Source organism: Pseudochelatococcus lubricantis, assembly GCF_042432495.1.
In the GTDB taxonomy this organism is placed as follows: domain Bacteria; phylum Pseudomonadota; class Alphaproteobacteria; order Rhizobiales; family Beijerinckiaceae; genus Pseudochelatococcus; species Pseudochelatococcus lubricantis.
The window spans coordinates 559,188-580,212 of sequence record NZ_JBHLXC010000006.1 but is presented as its reverse complement, the minus strand read 5'-3'; the positions used below and the strand labels follow the sequence as shown (position 1 = coordinate 580,212).

The 21,025-nt window shown below is 66.6% G+C and carries 19 protein-coding genes; 14 read left to right on the top strand and 5 right to left on the bottom strand.

The genetic code is table 11. The features are described from left to right. Positions 1-113 precede the first annotated feature (113 nt). A complete protein-coding gene (locus tag ACFFJ7_RS13440; protein WP_377592971.1) occupies positions 114-1,718 on the top strand; it encodes an ABC transporter substrate-binding protein in 1,605 nt (534 codons plus the stop codon). 94 nt (positions 1,719-1,812) lie between these two features. Here ACFFJ7_RS13440 and ACFFJ7_RS13435 read toward each other — a convergent pair whose 3' ends face one another. Continuing rightward, the gene (locus tag ACFFJ7_RS13435) at positions 1,813-2,160 is read right to left on the bottom strand and encodes a DMT family protein (RefSeq protein WP_377592970.1); all 348 of its coding nucleotides are present in this window, start codon (positions 2,158-2,160) and stop codon (positions 1,813-1,815) included. A 264-nt stretch (positions 2,161-2,424) separates the two neighbouring features. Between ACFFJ7_RS13435 and ACFFJ7_RS13430 the strand changes: the two genes are divergently transcribed. Beyond that, positions 2,425-3,885 (top strand): NAD-dependent succinate-semialdehyde dehydrogenase, encoded by a 1,461-nt coding sequence (locus ACFFJ7_RS13430; RefSeq protein WP_377592968.1) that lies wholly within the window; start codon positions 2,425-2,427, stop codon positions 3,883-3,885. A 76-nt stretch (positions 3,886-3,961) separates the two neighbouring features. Here ACFFJ7_RS13430 and ACFFJ7_RS13425 read toward each other — a convergent pair whose 3' ends face one another. Then, on the bottom strand, positions 3,962-4,978 hold the full coding sequence (locus ACFFJ7_RS13425; RefSeq protein ID WP_377592966.1) for an Ldh family oxidoreductase: 1,017 nt from the start codon (positions 4,976-4,978) through the stop codon (positions 3,962-3,964). Between the two features lie 259 nt (positions 4,979-5,237). Here ACFFJ7_RS13425 and ACFFJ7_RS13420 point away from each other — a divergent pair, with 259 nt between their 5' ends. The 7 genes from ACFFJ7_RS13420 to ACFFJ7_RS13390 all read left to right on the top strand — a co-directional run bounded on the left by ACFFJ7_RS13420 (position 5,238) and on the right by ACFFJ7_RS13390 (position 12,038). After that, positions 5,238-6,593 carry an NAD(P)/FAD-dependent oxidoreductase gene (locus ACFFJ7_RS13420; RefSeq protein ID WP_377592964.1) on the top strand — a complete coding sequence of 452 codons (1,356 nt, stop codon included), beginning with the start codon at positions 5,238-5,240 and terminating at the stop codon, positions 6,591-6,593. 61 nt (positions 6,594-6,654) lie between these two features. Next, positions 6,655-7,425, top strand: coding sequence for a cupin domain-containing protein (locus tag ACFFJ7_RS13415; protein ID WP_377592961.1), 771 nt, complete (start codon positions 6,655-6,657; stop codon positions 7,423-7,425). A gap of 102 nt (positions 7,426-7,527) precedes the next feature. Next, the gene (locus ACFFJ7_RS13410; RefSeq protein WP_377592958.1) at positions 7,528-8,409 is read left to right on the top strand and encodes a transporter substrate-binding domain-containing protein; all 882 of its coding nucleotides are present in this window, start codon (positions 7,528-7,530) and stop codon (positions 8,407-8,409) included. A gap of 61 nt (positions 8,410-8,470) precedes the next feature. Beyond that, positions 8,471-9,142, top strand: a complete 672-nt coding sequence (locus ACFFJ7_RS13405) for an amino acid ABC transporter permease (RefSeq protein ID WP_166950388.1) — start codon at positions 8,471-8,473, stop codon at positions 9,140-9,142. Next, positions 9,139-9,804: an amino acid ABC transporter permease gene (locus tag ACFFJ7_RS13400; RefSeq protein ID WP_166950390.1), complete on the top strand. Its 666-nt coding sequence runs from the start codon at positions 9,139-9,141 to the stop codon at positions 9,802-9,804. Before ACFFJ7_RS13405 ends, ACFFJ7_RS13400 begins: the two co-directional genes overlap by 4 nt. Positions 9,805-9,819: 15 nt before the next feature. Next, complete coding sequence (locus ACFFJ7_RS13395; RefSeq protein WP_446686878.1) at positions 9,820-10,602, top strand: amino acid ABC transporter ATP-binding protein; 783 nt, start codon at positions 9,820-9,822, stop codon at positions 10,600-10,602. Beyond that, positions 10,599-12,038, top strand: coding sequence for an MmgE/PrpD family protein (locus ACFFJ7_RS13390; protein ID WP_377592952.1), 1,440 nt, complete (start codon positions 10,599-10,601; stop codon positions 12,036-12,038). The genes ACFFJ7_RS13395 and ACFFJ7_RS13390 overlap by 4 nt, the downstream gene beginning before the upstream one ends. Before the next feature lie 190 nt (positions 12,039-12,228). Here ACFFJ7_RS13390 and ACFFJ7_RS13385 read toward each other — a convergent pair whose 3' ends face one another. The 3 genes from ACFFJ7_RS13385 to ACFFJ7_RS13375 form a co-directional block, all read right to left on the bottom strand. Beyond that, positions 12,229-12,777: a HutD/Ves family protein gene (locus ACFFJ7_RS13385; RefSeq protein ID WP_377592950.1), complete on the bottom strand. Its 549-nt coding sequence runs from the start codon at positions 12,775-12,777 to the stop codon at positions 12,229-12,231. 109 nt (positions 12,778-12,886) lie between these two features. Next, positions 12,887-13,618 carry a histidine utilization transcriptional repressor HutC gene (gene hutC / locus ACFFJ7_RS13380; protein WP_166950396.1) on the bottom strand — a complete coding sequence of 244 codons (732 nt, stop codon included), beginning with the start codon at positions 13,616-13,618 and terminating at the stop codon, positions 12,887-12,889. Beyond that, the gene (locus ACFFJ7_RS13375) at positions 13,615-14,979 is read right to left on the bottom strand and encodes a formimidoylglutamate deiminase (protein ID WP_377592946.1); all 1,365 of its coding nucleotides are present in this window, start codon (positions 14,977-14,979) and stop codon (positions 13,615-13,617) included. The genes hutC and ACFFJ7_RS13375 overlap by 4 nt, the downstream gene beginning before the upstream one ends. A gap of 167 nt (positions 14,980-15,146) precedes the next feature. On the opposite strand from ACFFJ7_RS13375, the gene hutI reads away from it, so the two are divergent. Genes hutI through ACFFJ7_RS13350 form a run of 5 tightly spaced genes read left to right on the top strand, consistent with a single transcriptional unit; the run spans position 15,147 to position 21,021 of the window. After that, entirely contained in the window at positions 15,147-16,373 is a 1,227-nt protein-coding gene (gene hutI, locus ACFFJ7_RS13370) for an imidazolonepropionase (RefSeq protein ID WP_377592944.1), read from the top strand. Next, positions 16,366-17,919, top strand: coding sequence for a histidine ammonia-lyase (gene hutH, locus ACFFJ7_RS13365; RefSeq protein WP_377592942.1), 1,554 nt, complete (start codon positions 16,366-16,368; stop codon positions 17,917-17,919). Before hutI ends, hutH begins: the two co-directional genes overlap by 8 nt. Next, positions 17,916-18,707, top strand: coding sequence for an N-formylglutamate deformylase (gene hutG / locus ACFFJ7_RS13360; protein ID WP_377592940.1), 792 nt, complete (start codon positions 17,916-17,918; stop codon positions 18,705-18,707). The genes hutH and hutG overlap by 4 nt, the downstream gene beginning before the upstream one ends. Next, on the top strand, positions 18,704-19,870 hold the full coding sequence (locus ACFFJ7_RS13355) for a CaiB/BaiF CoA transferase family protein (protein ID WP_377592938.1): 1,167 nt from the start codon (positions 18,704-18,706) through the stop codon (positions 19,868-19,870). Before hutG ends, ACFFJ7_RS13355 begins: the two co-directional genes overlap by 4 nt. Then, positions 19,867-21,021 carry an acyl-CoA dehydrogenase family protein gene (locus ACFFJ7_RS13350; protein WP_377592936.1) on the top strand — a complete coding sequence of 385 codons (1,155 nt, stop codon included), beginning with the start codon at positions 19,867-19,869 and terminating at the stop codon, positions 21,019-21,021. Before ACFFJ7_RS13355 ends, ACFFJ7_RS13350 begins: the two co-directional genes overlap by 4 nt. The last annotated feature ends 4 nt before the right edge of the window (positions 21,022-21,025 follow it).

The following is a 21,025-nucleotide window of genomic DNA, read 5'->3' as shown; positions in this document are numbered from 1 at the left end:
CAGGCGCCCAAAGAAAAAATGCGTCAACGGCCTTCTGCAGGCTTCGGCTTTTTTGACTACGATAGTTTTTCCATCGTTTTTGCCAAACAGGCCACTCTATTGCGAGCCCTCTTATGGAACTGAACCGTCGTCATTTCTCGTCTCTCCTTGCTGTTTCCGCGGCTTCTCTGGCCGGTGGCCCATGGTTTTCCCGGCCTGCGCGTGCCGAAGAGCCTGTCCATGGCGGCACGCTCGTCTTCGTGCAGTCGGAGCAGCCGACCAATCTGGTCGCGCTGCTGAGCCCGGACGTCTCGCGCGACGTCAGCGGCAAGATCGTCGAGGGATTGCTGGACTACGATTTCGACCTGAAGCCCATTCCGCAGCTCGCGGTTGCATGGGAGGTGAGCGAAGACGGCCTGCGCTATACGTTCAGGCTGCGGCAGGGCGTCAAATGGCATGACGGCAAGGACTTCACGTCCGCCGACGTGGCGCATTCCATCGGCATTGTCAGCGAGAGGCATTCCCGCGCGCGCAGCACCTTCGCCAACCTCGCCGAAATCCAGACGCCGGACGACCATACCGTCGTGCTGCTGCTGTCGCAGCCGGCGCCGTATCTGCTCGGGGCGCTGCCCGCGTCGGAGGTTCCGATCGTCCCGAAACATCTCTACGAGGGCAAGGATCCGGGCACGAATCCGGTCAACGCGCGGCCCGTGGGCACCGGGCCGTTCGTCTACAAGGAATGGGTTCGCGGCAGCCACATCCTGCTTGAGCGGAACCCGAACTATTGGGACCAGCCGAAGCCTTACGTCGACCGCATCGTTTTCCGCACCATCACCGATCCGGGCGCGCGCACCATTCTGTTCGAGACCGGCGAGGCGCATATCGCATCGACGGGCTCGGTGCCCCTGAGCGAGTTGAAGCGGCTTCTGGCGCTGCCGCACCTTGAGATCACCACGAAAGGGCAGGCTTTTAACGCCGGGGTGACACGGCTGGAATTCAACCTCGACAACGATTACCTGAAACGCCTGCCGGTGCGCCAGGCGATCGCCCACGCCATCGACAAGCAGGCAATCCTCGATACCGTCTTCTACGGTTATGGCGCCGTCGTCGACGGGCCGATCAGCGTGGATCTGCCGACCTTCTTTTCCGGCGACCTGCCGCACCATGCCCACGATCCGGCCAAGGCCGAGAAGCTCCTCGACGAGGCGGGACTCCCGCGTGGCGAGGGCGGTACCCGCTTCAAGCTCATCGCGGACCCGCGCAACCTCTACAACACGGATGTCAAGATCGCCGAATACGTCCGTTCGGCCCTGGCGAACGTCGGCATCAACGTGACGATCCGCTCGCAGGATTTCGCTTCCTATATCAAGCGTGTCTATCGCGACAGGGATTTCGAGCTGATCATCAATTCTATGACCAACACGTTCGATCCCACAATCGGCGTCCAGCGTCTTTACTGGTCGAAGAACTTCAAGCCCGGCGTGCCGTTCTCGAACGCCTCCCATTACAGCAACCCGGAGGTCGACAGGTTGCTGGAGGAAGCAGCCGTCAGCCCGGATCAGACGCGGCGCGTGGCGCTTTTCAACAAGTTCCAGCAGATCGTCGCCGCCGAACTGCCGGACATCAATCTGCTCAGCAATTATTCGTACACGCTCTCGCACAAGAGATTGCGGCAACATACGGTTTCAGCGACCGGCATATACGGCAATTTTGCCGACGCCTACTTCAGCAAGGCCTGAACGCCGCTGAGCAAGTCCTTGTCGCGACGGCGGCCCGGGCCGCCGCGCGCCTTGTGCCCGCGACCGGCACGCCGAGAGGGCCAGCGGCGCCGTTTCACGCGCGGAACACAAACGCGGCGCCGCAGGCAATCAGCGCGAACCCGATGACATGGTTGACGGTTATCGCCTCTTTCAGCCACAGGACGGAAAAGCCGGAGAATACGGCAAGCGTGATCACTTCCTGCATCGTCTTGAGCTGGGCCGTCGAATAGACCTCGCTGCCCATCCGGTTCGCGGGGACGGCAAGGCAATACTCCATGAACGCGATCCCCCAGCTCGCCAGGATGGCGATCAGCAGGGGGGAGGATTTATATTTCAGGTGGCCGTACCATGCGAATGTCATGAAGACATTCGACGCGATCAGCATCACAGGGGGCAGCAGCGTGTTCAGGTTGAGCGACATGGTTGGCCTCGGAGGTTGCGTCACAAGGCCATAGCACCGGAATTACATCTGGCGGAAGCAGGGGCAACCACGAAATCCGGATTGCCCGTCAAGGCCGAGAGCGGTCCGGACGGCGGCGTCGATATCGTGCCCGCCGCCGAAGCCGGCGCCAGGAGTATCGCGCGCGTATCCTCTCCTGAACGCGGATGCTTGACGGACGGCCCTCGGGGATGTTTGCGTTCCTGGCGGAGGGCACCCGACAATTTCCGCATGAAGGAGGAAACAATGACAGTCCTGAAGGATCCGACGCTTTTTCGCGAGGCGGCGCTCGTCGCGGGTGAGTGGATCGAGACCGGCGAGGAGGCAATCACGGTCACCGATCCGGCGACCGGCGCGGCGATCGGAAGGGTACCGAGGATCGGCGCGGCCGACGTGCGCAGGGCGATCGCAGTAGCGGCCGCCGCGCAGCGGGAATGGGCGAGCCGCACCGCCAAGGAGCGTTCGGACGTGCTGCGCCGCTGGTTCGAGCTGCTGCAGGCCAGCAAGGAAGACCTCGGGCGCATCCTGACGCTTGAGCAGGGCAAGCCGCTGCCGGAGGCGATCGGCGAGATCGGCTATGGCGCGAGCTTCATCGAGTGGTTCTCGGAAGAGGCGCGGCGCGTCAACGGCGACATCATTCCCGGCCACCAGCCCGACAAGCGCATTCTGGTGTTCAAACAGCCCGTCGGCGTGGTGGCGGCTATCACGCCGTGGAACTTCCCCAACGCCATGATCACGCGCAAGGCCGGGCCGGCGTTTGCCGCCGGTTGCGCGATGGTGCTGAAGCCCGCCTCGCAGACGCCGTTCTCCGCCATCGCGCTCGCGGTTCTGGCGGAACGCGCGGGGCTGCCGGCCGGCCTCTTCAGCGTCGTCACCGGGTCGGCCTCCGAGATCGGGGCGGAGTTGACGGCCAATCCGACCGTGCGCAAGCTCACCTTCACGGGGTCGACGGAGATCGGCGTTGCGCTCTATCGTCAGAGCGCGCCGACGGTGAAGAAGCTCGGACTCGAACTCGGCGGCAATGCCCCCTTCATCGTGTTCGACGACGCGGATATCGATGCGGCCGTCGAGGGCGCCCTCATCGCCAAATACCGCAACAACGGGCAGACCTGCGTCTGCGCCAACCGCATCTACGTGCAGGACGGTGTCTACGACGCTTTCGCGGAAAAGCTCGCGCAGGCCGTGTCGCGGCTCAGAACGGGCAACGGTTTCGACGAGGGCGTGACACTCGGCCCGCTCATCGACGCGGCGGCGCTGGCCAAGGTCGAGGAGCATGTGAGCGACGCCGTGAGCAAGGGCGCCCGCATCCTGCTGGGCGGCAAGCCTCACGCCCTTGGCGGCACGTTCTACGAGCCGACCATCCTCGCGGACGTGACGAAGGAAATGGCGGTGGCGCGGGAGGAAACTTTCGGCCCGGTCGCGCCGCTGTTCCGCTTCGCCGACGAGGCCGACGTCATCGCGCAGGCGAACGACACCGAGTTCGGCCTCGCCTCCTATTTCTACGCGAAGGATTTGTCGCGCGTGTTCCGCGTGGCCGAGGCGCTGGATTACGGCATGGTCGGCGTCAACACCGGGCTGATATCGACGGCGGAAGCGCCGTTCGGCGGCGTCAAGCTCTCGGGGCTGGGGCGCGAGGGATCGCGCTACGGCATCGACGAGTTCCTCGAACTGAAGTACGTGTGCCTTGGGGGCGTCAGGCCGGCGTGAATCAGACGCCCGCGCCATTCAAAGCCGGGTCTTCGGCCCATCCAGAGCCGTGCGACCCGGCGTATGCCCGATCGACTTATGACGTCTTGCGCACGAGCAGCCCGTCGAGCCGGTTCGCCAGATCGTCGGAGATGTCGAAGCCTTCCTTCGCGGCGCGGGCGCGGTTGGCGTGCCGGCGTTCGCCGGGCAGGCGCACGGCGGGGTCCGAGTGCAGATGTGCCACGAAGGCTGCGAAGCGCTCCGCAACATCCCCGCCGGACGTGGCCTCGGGCGAGAGAACGAGCAGGAACTGGCCGGCGTTGGAGCTTGCCGCCCCCGGATAGGCGGCGGAACGGTCCTCGAAGCCGAAGGCCGCGCCTGTCATCGCCGCCGCCATTACCTCCACCATGACCGCGATGGAAGCGCCCTTGTGGCCGCCGAACGGCAGCAGCGGCCCGCCCGCCAGGATTTCCGCCGGGTCGGTCGTAGGCTCGCCTGCGCGCGTCAGCCCAACTCCAGGTGGCAGCGGCCGCCCCTCTTGCGCGTGCAGCCGCACGTCACCCAGCGAAAGCTGGCTCGATGCCTGATCCCAGGTGATCGCGCCGCCCTTTCCATCCGGGAAGGAAAACGCCATGGCGTTGGTGCCGATCAGCGCGCGGGCCGCGCCATACGGCGCCATCCGGGGGCGGGAATGGACGAAGTTGAAGGCCACGAAGCCCAATTCGGCGAGCGGTTCGACATCGCACCACAGCGCGCCGATGTGATGCGAGTTGCGCGCGCAGAGGGCGGCCATGCCTTCCGCCGCCGCCATGGCCGCCAGCCTGTCGCGTGACAGCCGTGCCGCGACGGGGGTGAAGCCGTTGTTGCCCTCGGCGCGCAGCAGGCCGGGCTTCACCTGCCGGATGTCCGGCTGGGCGGCGGGGTCTGCCCAGCCGGCGCGGATGGAGGCGACATGGTCGGGGAGGCGTGCGAGGCCATGGCTGCGGCTGCCGTCGCTTTCGGCGCGCACCAGGCAGTCGGCCACGATTTCCGCCACGTTATCCGCCGCGCCATGGAGGATCAGGATATTCCGCGCAAGCGCCAGGGCGTCGGTGGGCATGAAATGTCTGGCCATGAGGCTGTCCTTTCGCAAATCGGTCTGGGCCGTTCGGGGCCCGGCGCGATCATAGGCGCATTGACACACAATCGGATATGGCCTTCGCGGCCCGGTTGATCGCGCCCTGTTCACGGAAACTTTTTTACTAAATTTGTGGGAAGGAGGTATTTTTTCCATGCGTCCGCGCGGCGGCGCGTGTAAGCATGGCGCCCGGACAGGGACGCCTTCCTCCGGGATACGGCCGCTCCTGTCTTCGCCATGACGATCCGGTGCGTCCATGAATCCAGATTTCCTGTTGTCTCCCCGGCAACAGCCCGTGAGCAGCTATTTCGACAGGCGGGCGGAGCCCGCTCCGGCCACGCAGCCGTTCGCGGCCGGAACGCGGTCGGATGTGATCGTCGTCGGCGCCGGCTATACCGGTCTGTCGGCGGCGCTTTCGCTGGCTGAAGCCGGGACGGAGGTGACCGTCATCGACGCCCGGCATGTCGGCTGGGGCGCGTCGGGCCGGGCCTGGGGGCAGGTGGCGGCGTCCGCCAAGTTCATGCCCGCGCAGGTGGAGGCCGATTTTCCGCCCGATGTCGCCGCGCGGATCAACGCGGCCGGCGCGGGCGCGCCCGATCTCGTTTTCGGCCTCGTCGAGAAGCACGGCATGGAATGCGATGTCGTCCGCTCCGGCAACCTGATCGCCGCGCATGTTCCCTCGCGGGAAGCGGGCCTCGCGCGCACGGTCGCGGACCTCGCCCGCCGGGGTTATCCGGTGGAGCTGCTGGAGGGCGCGGCCTGCCGCGAGGTCATCGGCAGCCCGCGCTACCGGGTGGCGCTCCACGACCGCCGGGGCGGCTCGCTCAATCCGCTGGCCTATGCGCGGGGGCTCGCCCGCGCGGCGATCGCGGCCGGCGCCCGCATCCATGAAGGGGTCGCCGTCACCGGCCTGCGGCGGGAGCAGCGGGACTGGGTCGTCGCCACCGGCAGCGGCGAGGTCCGGGCGGGTGCGGTGCTGCTGGCGACGAACGCCTTCACCAGCAGCCGGCTCTTCCCCGGCATCGGGGAGGAGGTGTTCCCGGTCCGCGCCTATCAGCTGGTCAGCGAGCCGCTGACGGCGGAGCAACTGGCGACGGTGCTGCCCGCCCGCCAGTCGCTCAACGATACGCGCAAGCTCTTCTCGGGCATCCGCGTCTGGCCCGACGGCCGGCTGCAGATCGGCGTCGACGGCCCGCCGTTCGACATGGCCGGGCAGGCGTTCCTGCGCGCCGGCAGCAGGCGCATCGAAATGACCTATCCGCAGTTGAAGGGTCTCAGGTGGCAGGAAGGCTGGGGCGGCTGGGTGGATATGACGTCCGACGAGTACCCGAGGCTGCATGCGCTGGCGCCGGGGCTGTGGTCGGGATACGGTTTCAGCGGCCGGGGGATCGCCATCGGCACCGTCATGGGCCGGGATCTGGCCGCTTTCGCCCTCGGCCGCCCGCAGGATGCCGTGCATCCGGTCACGCCGCTGCGGCCGAAAGTCTATCATGCGATCCATCGCCAGCTGATCGGGGCGCTCGTCATGTGGTACCGGTTACACGACGCCGTTTCCGACGCGCGTTTCCGGCGCCTCGGCGAGCAGGCTTCGCCCGCCCGGGCCACACACTGAATTCGCCGCCCCGTCCACCATCCGGGCGTCCGGCGTCCCGACGCAATGCAGGAGAACAGGCATGTATCCCATCATCGAATTCGACCGCTCCGAAACCCGCAGCGCCGCCTTCCTGCCGTGGGTGGATTCGGCGAATGCCGACCTCGCGAAAAATGCCTTCTTTTCGCGCGGGTTTTATTACACACGCAACGACGCCCACGGCGCCTTCGCCGGCGAGGCCGAGTTGAAGGCTTTCGACGGCCCGGTCGACGGGCTGTCCGTCGACCTGTTTCTCATCGTCGTGGCGGGTGAGATCACCATTACCGACGCGAAGGGCCGGGTCACGAAGCTTGCGCCGGGCGATACGGCCGCCGTGCCGCGCGGCCTGAAGGCGACGTGGGCGCAGCCGGCAGGCACGCGGATTTTCTTCATGCTCCACGCCGACCTTCCTGCCAGCCCTTCCGTGCCTGTGGAGAGCGCCGACGATCTGGCGGTCATCGTGCCGAAGCTCGACGCCGCGCTCGACCCCATCGACGGTCCGGCCGCGGATCTCATCCTGACGTCGCCCCATCCGACCGTCGGCCGCAAGGTCATCTATACGGGCGCGGACGGCCGGTTCAGCGTCGGCCTCTGGGAGGCGTCGGCGTACACGCGCAAGCTCGCCGCCTTCGGCGACTACGAGCTGATGTACTTCGTGCAGGGGGAAGTGGAGATCACCAACGCCATCGGCGAAAGCCGCCTGTTCCATCCGCATGAGCCTTTCATCGTCGACCGTGGTGTTTCGAACGCCTGGAAGACGACCGGCTATGTCCGCAAGGTCTATTGCAAGGTCAGCCCGAAACCGGCAGTGTGACTGCCGCTCTCGCGATGATACGGGCTGCCGTTTTCGCTGTCGGGCGAGATGCCCTTTCCGGTGGGTCCCGAGTGTCCGCAGCCATCCAGTCAGGAGCAAGAAATGAAGAGACGTGAATTCATGGGAGCGATCCCGCTCGCCGCGGCGGCGGTGCCGTTCGCTGCCGGCCTCGTCACACCGGCCGCCGCCCAGAGCGCTGCCGGCAGCACCTGGGACAAGGTGGCGCAAGGCAAGGTGCTGCGCATCGGCGCGGCGCTGCTGGAACCGTGGTACTTCAAGGACACCACGGGTTCGGACGCGCCGGGCGCCGTCGTCGCCGGTGGCACGACGTGGCGTGGCATCTGCCCGGCCTTCGCGGCGGAAGTCGCCAAGGTACTCGATGCGCGCCTCGAAATCGTCGAAACCACCTGGGGCAACGCCGTCGCGGGCCTTCAGGCCGGGCAGTTCGACACGATGTTCATGCTCGACGCCACGCCGACGCGGGCGCTCTCGGTCGATTTCGTCCAGACGCCGATGCTCTGGTATCCGATGTCGCTCATCGCCACCGACGACATCAACGTCACCCGCTGGTCCGATCTCAACGACCCGAAGTTCTCCATCGGCGTCGCCCTCGGCACGAATTCCGATGAGTACCTCACGTCGATCGCGCCGAAGGCCAACATCTCGCGCTTCCAGAACAGCGCCGAAATCTTTGCCGCCTTCCAGTCCGGCCGCACCAACGCGGGGGTGATCTCGGCCGTCTCCGCCGACCTTGCCCGCGCGCGCATGGGCGTCGGCAAGACCATCGTGCTCCAGCCGGCAGTGTCGATCCCCGGCGGCATCGCCGTGCGGAAGGAGCCGGACTCGCGCTGGCGCGAGTTCCTGAATGTCTGCGCCGCCTATTACTACAACACCGGCAAGACGCAGAGGCTTTACGAGGATTTCCTGCGCTTCCGCAACATCGACCCGGCGACTGCCGTGCCGGTGCAGCGCGAACTCTGGTAAGGCCATCGCGGCGCGGTGCCCGCGCCGCGGTTTTCAGACGGGACGGGGTTTCGGGAACAGCATGAATTATGAATGGGACTTCGCTCCCGTCTTTCGTAACATCGATCTGCTGGTGCAGGGGGCGTACGGCACGTTCGTGCTCGTCGCCCTCTCGCTCGCCGTCGCGTTGCCGCTGGGGCTCGTGCTGGCGCTGCTGCGCATGTCGCGGATTCCCGTCGTCGGGCACCTGGCGGGATGTTACGTCGAGATATTCCGTTCCGCCCCGGCGATCGTTCTCATCTACTGGTTCTTTTTCGCCTTTCCGATGGTCGTCGGGCTGAGATTCAGCCCCACCACGGCGGCGGTGCTGGCTGTGGGCCTTCAATCGGCGGCGTTCTTCTGCGAGGTGTTTCGCGCCGGCATCGGCGCCGTGCCGCGCGGCCAGTGGGAGGCGGCTTCCGCGCTGGGGATGCGCAAGCGTACTCTTTTCGTGTCGATCATCCTGCCGCAGGCCGTGCGCAACATGCTGCCGATTTTCCTCAACCGGCTCATCGACGTCATCAAGACCACGGCGCTCGCTTCCATCATCGCCTATGGCGAAATCGTTTATCAGGCTTCGCAGATATCCTCGCGCACCTACAGGCCGATCGAAACCTACACAGTCCTCGGGGGCATTTTCTTCGTCGTGATCTTCATCATCAGCCTGATCTCGCGGCAGTTGGAACGCCGCCTGCAAAGGGCCCACGCCAGATGACCTACAAGTGGGATTTCTCGTTCCTGTGGAACTATCGGCACGTGCTGGCGGAGGGGCTGCTCAACACGGTCTACCTGTCGCTCACGGTGCTCGCCTGCGGGCTGGTGCTGGGTGCCGTCCTCGCGGCGGCGCGCATCTCGCGTTTCGCTACCCTGCGCGCAGTCGGCTCGGTCTATGTGGAACTCTTCCGCAACGTGCCGGCGCTGGTGCTGCTGTTCTGGTTCTTCTACACGATCCCGGTGCTGACCGGCATTCAGAACGGCCGGTTCCTCACGGCGGCCGTGGCATTCTCGCTCTACAGCGGCGCCTACTTCTGCGAAATCCTGCGCGGCGGCATCCAGTCCATCGATCGGGGGCAGTGGGAGGCGTCCATCGCTCTCGGCATGACGTTCCGGACGGTTTTCGGCAGCATCATCCTGCCGCAGGCGATCCGGCGCACGCTGCCCGCGCTGACGAACGAGGCGATCGAGGTGTTCAAGATCAGCGCCGTCGCCGCGACGATCGCCTATCCGGACGCGCTCTACCAGGCGAAGCTCATCAGCGACACAGAATATCGCCCGGTGGAGGTTTACACCGTCATCGCCGTCCTGCTGACGGCCATCATACTCGTGCTCAGCGGCTTGTCCTACGCACTGGAGTACAAATTCAGCAAGTCGAACTGAGGTTGCCCGATGAGCATGATCGCCGCGCGAAACATCCATAAGAGCTTTCAGTCGCAGGACGTGCTGAAGGGGGTCGACCTCGACATCGGGAAGGGAGAGACCGTCGTCCTGCTCGGGGCGAGCGGTTCCGGCAAGAGCACACTCCTGCGCTGCCTGAATTTTCTCGAAATGCCGACCTCCGGCGAGGTCTGCCTGGACGGCAAGCGGGTCGGCACGCCGGACGCGGGCGGCCGCATGCGTTACTCGGAAACCGAGCTGTGCCAGCTGCGCCAGCGCGTCGGCATGGTTTTCCAGCAGTTCAACCTCTTTCCGCATCTCACGGTCGAGTGGAACGTCATGATCGCCCAGCGGAAGGTGCTGGGCCGCAGCGAGGCGCAGGCGCGGGAGCGGGCGCGCTACTATCTGGAGAAGGTCGGGCTGGCCGAAAAGATCAACGAGTATCCCGCGCGCCTTTCCGGCGGCCAGCAGCAGCGCGTCGCCATCGCGCGTTCGCTGGCGATGGAACCGGATGTCATGCTGTTCGACGAGGCGACCTCGGCGCTCGATCCGGAACTCGTCGGCGAGGTTCTGCAGACGATGAAGAACCTCTCGGGCGAGGGCATGACGATGCTGATCGTGACGCACGAACTCGGCTTCGCGTACAATGTCGCGCACCGTATCGTCTTCCTGCACGAAGGCACCATCATCGAAGAGGGCACGCCGGACGAGATACTCGTTCACCCGAAGAGCGAACGCACGAAGGCGTTCCTGCGCGGCCACACCGTCTTCCGCCTTCCGCAGCCGGAGGAAACAGTATGACAGCCACGAGCGCGACCGACACCGACACGCCGCTCCCCGGAGAGCCGACGCTTCTGCATCATCTGGCGATCTTCGCCCGGTCGGTCGCCGCCGGGCAGTTTTCCGATACCGTGCTGACGGAAGCAAAATACTGTCTGCTCGACACCGTCGGCTGCATGATCGCGGGCGCGCGCCTTCCGGAGGGCAGGGCGTTCGCGCAGGCAGAAGCCGGGATTTCTCCAGCAGCGCCCGGCATTCCGGCCGCGCACGTGCTGGGCTTCGATCTTCGCCTCACGGAGGCGGGCGCCGCGCGCGTCAACGGCTATACCGGCGACATCCTGGAACTGAACGACCTGATCGGTGGCCACGCCAGCATCGGCGCCGTGTCGGCGGCGCTCGCCCTTGCGGAGACACAGGGTCTGTCGGGCGTGCAGACGCTGCGCGCGCTGATCGCCGGAATCGAGATCACCGCCCGCGTGAACATGGGCTATCGCGAGAGCAACGACGGCCGCGACAATCGGCCCTTCACCGACGTGGGAATTTCGTCTGAAGGGATTCCCTCCACCATCGGCGTCAGCGCCCTTACCGCCGTCGCTCTCGGGCTCGACGAGGTCCGGACCTGCGCGGCGCTGGGCATTGGCGGCACACTGGCGGGCTGGTGTCCGGTCGAGGTGCTGTTCGGTGTCGGCGGCACCATCAAGCCTGTCATGTTCGGCGGCTGGCCGGCGACCGTCGGCATGCTGGCGGGACGCTATGCCGCTGCCGGCGTCACCGGGCCGACGCATCTTCTCGAAAGCCCGGTAGGGCTCTACGCAACCCTCGCCAAGGGCCATGATCCGGAAATCGTCAAGGGCTCACGGGGCTGGCAGCTCGAACGTCCCCGGCGCAAATGGCACGCCTGCTGCGGTTTCATCCATGCTGGTGTCGACGGGGTGGCGGCGTTGCGCCATCGCTACGGGCGGCAAATCTTCGAGGGCGCGACGGTCGAAATCGGCGTCGTCCCGCCCGTTGCCACGGTGATCTCTTCCGCCAAGCTGCCGGAGACGGAAACCGAGGCGCGCTTCAGCGGCCGCTATAACGTGGCGCTCGCCGCCGCCGGCGCGGACCGCATCGTACCCACCCATGCGGCGAAGGCGGCCGAGTTTCTTGCCGATCCGTTCGTGACGGCGATGATGGCGCGAATCCGTTATGTCGGCAACGACGAACTGCCCCATTTCTCGCATTCGCATGTGCGCGTGCTCGGCCCGGACGGCGAGGTGAGGGCGGAACAGCGGATTTCGGGCTACAAGGGCTCCGCCGCACAGCCGCTCACCCACGCCGAGGTAATGGAGAAATTTCTCGATCTCGCCTCGCCCGGGCTGAAGGAGCCGCGGGACTATATGGACAAGGTGCTGACGCTGGAAACGCAGCAGAGCCTGTCTTTCCTGTATGATGACATCCACGCCCAACGGATTTGAGCGGCGTGCCTGGAGTCTGTCCTGTTTACGTTGAAACAGGACAGATGCCAGGTTCCTTATCTTGAGCGAATTCTGATCGGAACAGCGCCTATAGCATTTCGACATTTCATTGAAACGCCAAAATGATATAAATTTTTGATATTACGCGCTTTCTTCACGCAAACCGGTATCCACTTTGCTTGAAAACGCTTTAGCCGACGATGCGGGCGTCCAGCACATTCGTGCCCGCGAGTGCGGCGACGAGCGCGGGGGCGGCTGTTGCCAACACGACGAGGTCGAGCCGTTCAAGTCCCGCTCCCTCTTCGAGCAGCAGGACGTAACGCGCCCGTTCGCTCGCGCACTTCCTCGCGGGATCGAATGGGCCGCGCGTCACCTCCGCCCTGAGCGGGCGCCGCACCATGACGTTGAAATCGAGGAGCCCGCCGCCCTCCAGCAGCGCAGCGGCAGGAACGTCGCCCGGAAAGGCGAGGGGATTGCTGGCCGCGTCCAGGCGGTGCTCGTTTTCACCGACGGTCAGAACCATTGCGCCGTCACCGTCCACAACCGACAGGACGCGGTCTACGCCAGAAAAGGCGGAGAAAGGGCCGGAGGCCGCCACAATGGCCGTGCTGATGCGCCAGGAGAAGCTCTCGAAATCCGCGCCCGGCGGTGCGACGACGATCTCGGCTGTTTCGCCGCCGCCATTTTTCCAGGGGCGGAACCGCCTGTCCGCGGCCCGAAGAACTCCCGAAGCTGTCATCCCGTTCAATCCTCCGATAAATATCCCGTGCAATTGTGCCGCCGCAACGCATTGTCCTATCCTGGGGGGCGGTCGCGGCGGTTCCCCGGACAGCGAGCCTGTCCCCGGATCAACTGCTCCGGTCATGGCCGCTTTCCGTGCTGACGCGATGGCCGGGGCGGAACGCCACCCGCACGGTAGTGATGGGGCCGAGATCGTTCCAGGTGGTGCGGTGCAGGATCAGCAGTGCCTGCCCCTGCCGGGTCTGCAGCAATCTCGCATCACGGCGGTCGGCGTTCTCGGCCGAGAATGTCAGCTCGGCCCGCAGATAGGGTGCGTTGCGCACCAGCCATTCGTTGGCGTTCAGATGGCGAAAATCGGCCTGCTCCAGTCCGGGCGCCGCCTGCGGATTGATCCAGCGGTCCTCCAGCTGGAAGGGGAGTCCGTCGCCATAGTGCACGGCCCGCAGGTGAACCAGGATCCGGCCTTCAGGCAGGTCGAGCCGGTTTGCGATCTCCGCCGGGATGGGGCTGCGCCGCTGCGCCACCACGCGATGGCTGTAGGCCATGCCCGCCTGCTCGACCTGCTCGCGCACGACGGGAATCGAGAACGTGGCCTTGCGGACCGGATTGACGGTGACCCGCGTGCCTGCACGGCGCCGGCGGTCCAGCAAGCCCTCGTCCGCCAGCAGTTGAAGCGCCTTGTTGACCGTTGCCCGCGCGGCGTCGAACTCCGTGGCCAGATCGGCCTCGTCCGGGATTCTGTCGCCCTGGCTCCATTCGCGCTCGACGATGCGGCGCCGTACCTCGTTGGCGATGCTTTGCGCCTTGGGTACGGTCGCGCCTGCTTGCTTGTCCGTCACATCTGCTCCCTCACTTTGCCGATGCAGGCCAGATAGCCGGCCACGATCCGGTCGCGCTCCACGTGGCGCCCGTCGCGAACGACGTGACGTCCCGCCGCCCAGACATCGCGTACCAGCCTGTCGTCGCCGGCGAAGATCAGGCTGTCCAGCATCTCGTCGCCCCTGCGGCCGAACATTACCGCATTGTTCAGCGATACGGCACAGAGGTCCGCCCAGAGCCCCTCGCGGATGGCGCCGGTGTCGCGGCCGGCGGCCGAAGCGCCGCCGTCCAGTCCCGCTTCGTAGATCACCCGCCCGGTCGAGCGTTCCGGCTCCGCCAGAACGGCACGGGCCGTGTCGCGCAGACGCTGGCTGTACTCAAGCGTGCGCAGCTCCTCGACAAGCGAGATGCGGATATTGCTGTCCGAGCCGAAGCCCAGATGTCCGCCCGCGTCCTTCCAGACCGTGCCGTTGAAGATGCCGTCGCCGAGGCTCGATTCGGTAATCGGGCAAAGGCCCGCCACCGCGCCGGTCGCGGCGAGGCGACGGGTCTCGTCCCCGGTCATGTGGGTGAGATGAATCAGCGTCCAGCGCCGGTCGGGGGCGTGGTTGTCCAGAAGCCACTCGACAGGGCGGCGGCCGTAGGCGGCGCTGATTTCCTCGATCTCGGGGATCTGCTCGGCCAGGTGCATATGCAGCGGGCGGGCGGGGCGAAGGCTTTCGCACAGCTTCAGCGCTTCGGGCGATACCGCGCGCAGCGAATGGGGCGCGACACCGACGCCCGCGTCGGCGGGCAGGGCGCGCAGCGCGGCCTCGGCGCCGTCGAGCAGGCGCTGGAATTCCTCGGGCGTTGTGCCGAAGCGGTTCTGGCCAGGGCCGAGCGGGCGACGGTCCACACCGCCAAACTGGTAATGCACCGGAAGCAGCGTCAGTCCGATGCCGGTCCTCGCCGCCGCCGCCGCGATGCGTTCGGACATCTCGGCGAGATTGTCGTAATGCCCGCCGCCGGGGCGATGATGCAGATAGTGGAACTCGACATTGGTGGCGTAGCCGGCCTCCAGCATCTCCATCTGCACGAGCGCCGCGATGGCCTCGACGTCGTCGGGCGTCAGGTGGTCGAGGAAGCGGTACATGATCCGCCGCCATGTCCAGAACGTGTCACGCGGTTCCGGTCCGCGCGCCTCCGACAGGCCGGCCATGGCGCGCTGGAAGGCGTGGGAGTGAAGATTCGCCATGGCGGGGAGCAACAGGTCCACCTGCTGGCCATTTGGCGCGGTCCCGGCCTCGACCTTACCGATCCGGCCGCCCGAATCCAGTGCGATGCTTACGTTTTCCGCCCATCCGTCCGGCAGCAGCGCGTGTTTCGCCCAGAGTGCCTTCATCATCATCCCCTTGCCGCAAATTGTGCCATGCGTTGCTTCAATTTTATCCATAACAGGAAAATAAGTTTAGACATAGAGTGTCGATTATGTTTAGACTTATCTCACAGTCAAGAGCGGCGTCAGTGCCGCCGCGAGAATACTTTTCGACAAGCCGGGAGGCGCACGGGATGCAGATTCTCAGCAATGCCACGGTTGCTGCCATGGGCGACTCGTCCCCGGCAGCGGCGGGCGGCGCATCGCAGGGCTACGGCCTTGTCGAGCGCGCCGCGGTCGCGATCGAGGACGGGCGGATCGCCTGGGTCGGCGCCGAGGCGGATATTCCGGCCGACTATGCGGGTGCCGCTCGTCGGGATCTCGGCGGACGGCTGGTGACGCCCGGCCTGATAGATTGCCACACCCATGTCGTCTTCGGCGGAGACCGCGCCCGCGAGTTCGAGATGCGGCTGGAGGGCGCGAGCTATGAGGAGATCGCGCGCGCTGGCGGCGGCATCCTGTCCAGTGTGCGCGAAACGCGCGCGGCGGATGAGGAGGCGCTGCTGGCCTCGGCCCTGCGGCGCGTGGACACGCTGCTTTCCGAGGGTGTGACGACGCTGGAGATCAAATCCGGCTACGGGCTCGACATCGACAGCGAGCTGAAGATGCTGCGTGTCGCCCGCCGGATCGGCGAGGCCCGCAGGGTGACGGTGCAGACGACATGGCTCGCCGCCCACGCCGTGCCGCCCGAATACAGGGACGACCGTCAGGGCTATATCCGCGACGTCGTGATCGCCGGCATGGAACGTGGCCATGCGGAAGGGCTGATCGACGCGGTGGATGGCTTCTGCGAGGGGATTGCCTTTTCACGCGAGGAGATGGCGGCGATCTTCGATCGCGCCGCTGGTCTCGGCCTGCCGGTCAAGCTCCACGCGGAGCAGCTTTCCGATCTTGGCGGCGCCGCCATGGCCGCGCGGCACGCCGCGCTCTCGGCGGATCACCTTGAACATCTGGGCCAGGATGGCGTCGATGCCATGGCTGAATCCGGCACCGTCGCCGTGCTGTTGCCCGGCGCCTTCTACACGCTGCGCGAGACGCACTATCCGCCCGTGCAGGCGTTGCGCGATGCCGGCGTGGCGATTGCGCTGGCGACGGATTGCAACCCCGGTACATCGCCGTTGACGTCGATCCTGCTCACCATGAACATGGGGGCGACGCTGTTTCGCATGACGCCCGCCGAATGCCTCGCCGCCGTCACCCGCAATGCGGCGCGGGCGCTGGGCCTTCCGGATCGCGGCCGTGTCGCGCCCGGCCTGCGCGCCGATCTGGCCATCTGGGATGTCCGGCATCCCGCCGAACTGACCTATCGCATCGGTTTCAATCCCCTTCATGCCCGCGTTGTCGGAGGCGAACTTGTCTGAACTGATCCTCACCCCCGGCGAAACCACACTTGCCGAGTTGGAGCAGGTCTGGCGTCATGGCTTTGCCAGTCGCCTGGCCGTTCGTCTGGCCGACAGCGCCCGGCCCGGCATTGCCGCCTCGGCCGCCCGGATCGCGGCCGCCGCCAGCGGCGACGCGCCGGTCTATGGCGTGAACACGGGTTTCGGCAAGCTTGCCTCGATCAAGATCAGGGCAGAGGACACGGCGACGCTCCAGCGCAACCTGATCCTGTCGCATTGCTGCGGCGTGGGCGAGCCGGTCGAGCCGGAGACCGTGCGTCTCGTCATGGTGCTGAAACTGCTGTCGCTGGGGCGCGGCGCATCGGGCGTCCGCCCGGAGGTCATCACGCTGATCGAAGCGATGCTGGCCGAGGGCGTCCTGCCGGTGATCCCGTCACAGGGTTCGGTCGGCGCCTCTGGCGATCTCGCGCCGCTCGCGCACATGGCCGCAGCCATGCTGGGCGAAGGCCGGGCGACTTATCAGGGTCGTGAGATGCCGGGTGCGGAAGCGCTGGCCGCTGCCGGCCTGCAACCTGTCGTGCTGGCGGCGAAGGAGGGGCTCGCGCTGATCAACGGCACGCAGGTATCCACCGCCTTCGCGCTCGCGGGGCTGTTCGACGCCTTCGCCTCGGCGCGCGCTGCGCTGGTCACCTCGTCGCTGTCGACCGATGCGATCATGGGCTCAACGGCGCCGTTCCTTGAGGAAATCCACACCCTGCGCGGCCATCGCGGCCAGATCCTCGCGGCGGGCGTGATCCGCAACCTGATGGAAGGCTCGGAAATTCGCGAGAGCCATCGCGAGGGCGATACCCGCGTGCAGGATCCTTACTGCATCCGCTGCCAGCCGCAGGTGACCGGGGCTTGCATCGACCTGCTGGCGCAGGCCGCGCGAACGCTGGAGACGGAGGCGAATGCCGCCACCGACAACCCGCTGGTGCTGACGGATGCCGGCCTGATCGTCTCCGGCGGCAACTTCCACGCCGAGCCGGTCGCTTTCGCCGCCGACCAGATCGCGCTGGCCATCGCCGAGATCGGCGCCATCGCGCAGCGGCGCGTCGCGCTGATGGTGGACCCGGCGCTGAACCACGACCTGCCGCCGTTCCTGACGCCCGATCCCGGCCTGAACAGCGGCCTGATGATCGCGGAAGTGACCAGCGCGGCGCTGATGAGCGAGAACAAGCATCTCGCCACCCCGTGCTCGACCGACTCGACACCGACCTCCGCAAACCAGGAAGATCATGTCAGCATGGCCGCCCACGGCGCCCGGCGTCTGAGGCGGATGAACGCCAACCTCGCGCAGATCCTCGGCATCGAGGCGCTCTGCGCCGCTGCTGGCGTGGAGTTCCGCGCGCCGCTGAAAACCTCGGCCACGTTGCAGGCCGTCATCGCCAAACTGCGTGAAACCGTGCCGGCCCTCGCGCAGGACCGCTATCTCGCCGCCGATCTCGCGGAGACCGCGCGGCTGGTACGGGAGGGCGTGCTGACCGGTGCCGTTCCCGCCAGATTGCTTGAAGAGGTGCGCGCATGATTCCCGTCGACGTCGTCGCAGGCGACAGCCCCGTCATTCTCGGCCTGCCGCATACCGGGACCGACCTGCCCGAAGACATCCGCGCGAAGCTCAACCCGCGCGGTCAGCTCCTTGCCGACACCGACTGGCATATCGACCGGCTCTATGAAGGGCTGTTGCCGGGCGCGACCACGGTGCGGGCGACGTTCCACCGCTATGTGATCGACGCGAACCGCGCTCCGGACGACGCGAGCCTCTATCCCGGCCAGAATACCACCGGCCTTGTTCCCGTGACCGATTTCGACGGCGAGCAGATCTGGACCGATCTGCCGACCGCTGAGGACATCGCCGAGCGGCGGCAGCGCTTCCACGCGCCCTATCACGCCGCGCTGGCGGCCGAGATCGGGCGGGTGCGCGCGAAACACGGCGTGGCAATCCTCTACGACTGCCACTCGATCCGCAGCCATATTCCGTTCCTGTTCGACGGCATCTTGCCGGACTTCAACATCGGTACCAATGTCGGCGCGAGCTGCGATCCGCGGATCGAGGCCGCCGTGCGTGAGGAGGCCGCGGCGACGGACCGCACGTGGGTCGTCAACGGCCGCTTCAAGGGCGGCTGGACGACGCGCCAGTATGGCCGGCCGGGCGAGGGTGTCCACGCGATCCAGATGGAACTCGCGCAATCGACGCATCTCGCGGCCGAGGTCCCGCCCTTCGCCTATGACGAGGCGAAAGCCGACCGGCTGCGCGTGACGTTGCGGGCGATCCTCACGCGGCTTGCGGCGCTTGCACCGGAGCTTCGGGCATGAGCGGGCCGCAATCGAAAAAACCCCTTGGGGGGATCAGGGTGCTCGATCTTTCCCGTGTGCTGGCGGGCCCCTATTGCACCGCTTTGCTGGCCGATCTCGGAGCCGAGGTCATCAAGCTGGAGCCGCCCGCCGGCGACGACTATCGCCACGTCGGGCCGTTCAGGGATGGCGAAAGCGCGCTGTTCATGCTGAACAATCGCGGCAAGAAAAGCCTCGCGCTGGACCTGAAGCAGCCCGGCGATCTGGCGCTTGCGCAGGCCATCGCCGCGCGTGTCGACGTGGTCGTCGAGAACTTCCGTCCGGGCGTCGCGGCCCGGCTCGGACTCGGGGCGGAGGCGCTGCGCGCGGCCAATCCGCGGCTGATCTACTGTTCGATTTCGGGCTTCGGTCAGCACGGGCCGTTCAGGGACCTGCCCGCCTATGACCTCGTCGTGCAGGCCATGTCGGGGCTCATGGCGGCAACCGGCGAGGAGGGCGGTGCACCGCTCAAGACGGGCGAGAGCATCGCCGATCTGATCGCCGGGCTGTTCGGAAGCTGGTCGATCATGGCCGCGCTCGTGCAGCGCAACGCGACGGGCACGGGTGCCACGCTCGATGTCGCCATGTACGACGCGCTGTTTTCCATGCTGACCACGAGCCACGCCCAGCATCTTTTCGCGGGCGAACTGCCGCAACGGGTCGGGAACCGCCATCCCCTGTCCACGCCGTTCGGCTGCTTCGCGACCGCGGACGGGCAGGTGGTGATCGCGGTGCTGAACGCGAAGCAGTTCACGACGCTGGCCGGCCTGATCGGCGCGCCCGAGGCGGCCGAAGATCCGCGCTTTGCCAGCGATTCGAGCCGCACCGCCCACGAACCGGCGCTGAAGGCGCTGATCGAAAACTGGTCGCGCGGCTTGACGACCGAAGAGGCCGTCGCCGCGCTGTCGGCCGCCGGTCTGCCGACCGCGCCGATCTGGGACATCGCCCGGGCAGCCGCGAGCGGCCATGCGGAGGCGCGGGAACTGGTGAGCCGCCTGCCGCACCCCGTGCTGGGGCAGGTCCCCGCAGTCGGCCAGCCCGTGCGCTTTGACGGCGAGAAGCCCGTGGCGGCGAACGCCGCGCCCCGCCTGGGCGGCGATATTGAAGCCGTCCTGCAGGAATTGGGACTGGAGAGAACCGCATGAACGACGATTGGACCATGCTGTCCGACGAGGAACGGCTGTTCTGCGAGGTGCTGGGCCGCCTTTGCGCCGAACGGATAGCGCCGCGCGCCTGGGAAACCGACGAAACCGCCGCCTTCGTTCACGAGCAGCTCGGATTGCTCGGCGAGGCGGGGATGATGGGCGCCAACCTGCCGGAGGAATACGGCGGCAGCGGCATTTCCGCCCCCGCGCTGTTGCGGGCGGTGGCGATCGTCGCCGGAGCCTGCGGGTCGACGGCATCGGCGCTGACGGCTCATTATCTGGCGACCGACTCGATCCTGCTCGGCGGCACCGAGGCGCAGAAGCGGGAATGGCTGCCGCGCGCGGCAAGCGGCGAGGCGCTCGGCGCTTTTGCGCTGACCGAGCCGACCGCGGGCTCCGATCCCGCCGACATGAAGACGCGCGCCCGCCGGACGGAAACGGGCTGGCATGTCACGGGCGCGAAATGCTTCATATCGAATGGCGGCGTGGCGGATTTCATCGTGCTCTACGCCGTCACCGATCCGGAAAAGGCGCACCGCGGCATCTCCGCCTTCATCCTGCCCGCGGGCACGCCGGGGCTTGAGGCCGGTCCGGCGGAAAGGACCATGGGGCTGAAGGGCGGCCATGTCTTTACGCTGAACATCGACTGCCACCTTCCTGCGGACGCGCTGCTTGGCGAGGAGGGCAGGGGCTTCCGCACCGCTATGCAGGTGCTGGACAACGGCAGGATCGAGGTCGCGGCCCAGTGCCTGGGCATGGCCGAGGCGGCGATGACGGCCGCCATCGCCTACGCCAGGGAGCGCGTGATCGGCGGTCAGCCGCTCAGCGACCGGCAGGGCATCCGCTGGATGATCGCCGACATGGGCGTGGCCTACCGCTCCGCGCTGTTGCTGGCGCAGGATGCGGCCCGCCAGCGCCAGCAGGCCCATGAGCGGGGAGGGCGTTTCTCGCTTGCCTCGTCCATGGCGAAGCTCGCGGCCTCCGAGGCGGCGGGCAGGATCGCCGACACCGCGCTGCAACTGCACGGCGGCTACGGCTTTACCCGCGACTTTCCCATCGAGAGGATCAACCGCGATCTGCGCATCATGCGGATCTACGAGGGATCCAGCGAAATCCAGCGCAACATCATCTCCGGCAACATGCTGGCCTGACCAT

Coding starts and splice junctions, on each gene's coding strand:
- ACFFJ7_RS13420 (WP_377592964.1), top strand. CDS start 5,238: ATGAATCCAGATTTCCTGTTGTCTCCCCGGCAACAGCCCGTGAGCAGC.
- ACFFJ7_RS13400 (WP_166950390.1), top strand. CDS start 9,139: ATGACCTACAAGTGGGATTTCTCGTTCCTGTGGAACTATCGGCACGTG.
- ACFFJ7_RS13415 (WP_377592961.1), top strand. CDS start 6,655: ATGTATCCCATCATCGAATTCGACCGCTCCGAAACCCGCAGCGCCGCC.
- ACFFJ7_RS13355 (WP_377592938.1), top strand. CDS start 18,704: ATGAGCGGGCCGCAATCGAAAAAACCCCTTGGGGGGATCAGGGTGCTC.
- ACFFJ7_RS13385 (WP_377592950.1), bottom strand. CDS start 12,777: ATGACAGCTTCGGGAGTTCTTCGGGCCGCGGACAGGCGGTTCCGCCCC.
- ACFFJ7_RS13395 (WP_446686878.1), top strand. CDS start 9,820: ATGATCGCCGCGCGAAACATCCATAAGAGCTTTCAGTCGCAGGACGTG.
- ACFFJ7_RS13410 (WP_377592958.1), top strand. CDS start 7,528: ATGAAGAGACGTGAATTCATGGGAGCGATCCCGCTCGCCGCGGCGGCG.
- hutG (WP_377592940.1), top strand. CDS start 17,916: ATGATTCCCGTCGACGTCGTCGCAGGCGACAGCCCCGTCATTCTCGGC.
- ACFFJ7_RS13425 (WP_377592966.1), bottom strand. CDS start 4,978: ATGGCCAGACATTTCATGCCCACCGACGCCCTGGCGCTTGCGCGGAAT.
- hutI (WP_377592944.1), top strand. CDS start 15,147: ATGCAGATTCTCAGCAATGCCACGGTTGCTGCCATGGGCGACTCGTCC.
- ACFFJ7_RS13435 (WP_377592970.1), bottom strand. CDS start 2,160: ATGTCGCTCAACCTGAACACGCTGCTGCCCCCTGTGATGCTGATCGCG.
- ACFFJ7_RS13440 (WP_377592971.1), top strand. CDS start 114: ATGGAACTGAACCGTCGTCATTTCTCGTCTCTCCTTGCTGTTTCCGCG.
- ACFFJ7_RS13390 (WP_377592952.1), top strand. CDS start 10,599: ATGACAGCCACGAGCGCGACCGACACCGACACGCCGCTCCCCGGAGAG.
- ACFFJ7_RS13375 (WP_377592946.1), bottom strand. CDS start 14,979: ATGAAGGCACTCTGGGCGAAACACGCGCTGCTGCCGGACGGATGGGCG.
- ACFFJ7_RS13405 (WP_166950388.1), top strand. CDS start 8,471: ATGAATTATGAATGGGACTTCGCTCCCGTCTTTCGTAACATCGATCTG.
- ACFFJ7_RS13430 (WP_377592968.1), top strand. CDS start 2,425: ATGACAGTCCTGAAGGATCCGACGCTTTTTCGCGAGGCGGCGCTCGTC.
- ACFFJ7_RS13350 (WP_377592936.1), top strand. CDS start 19,867: ATGAACGACGATTGGACCATGCTGTCCGACGAGGAACGGCTGTTCTGC.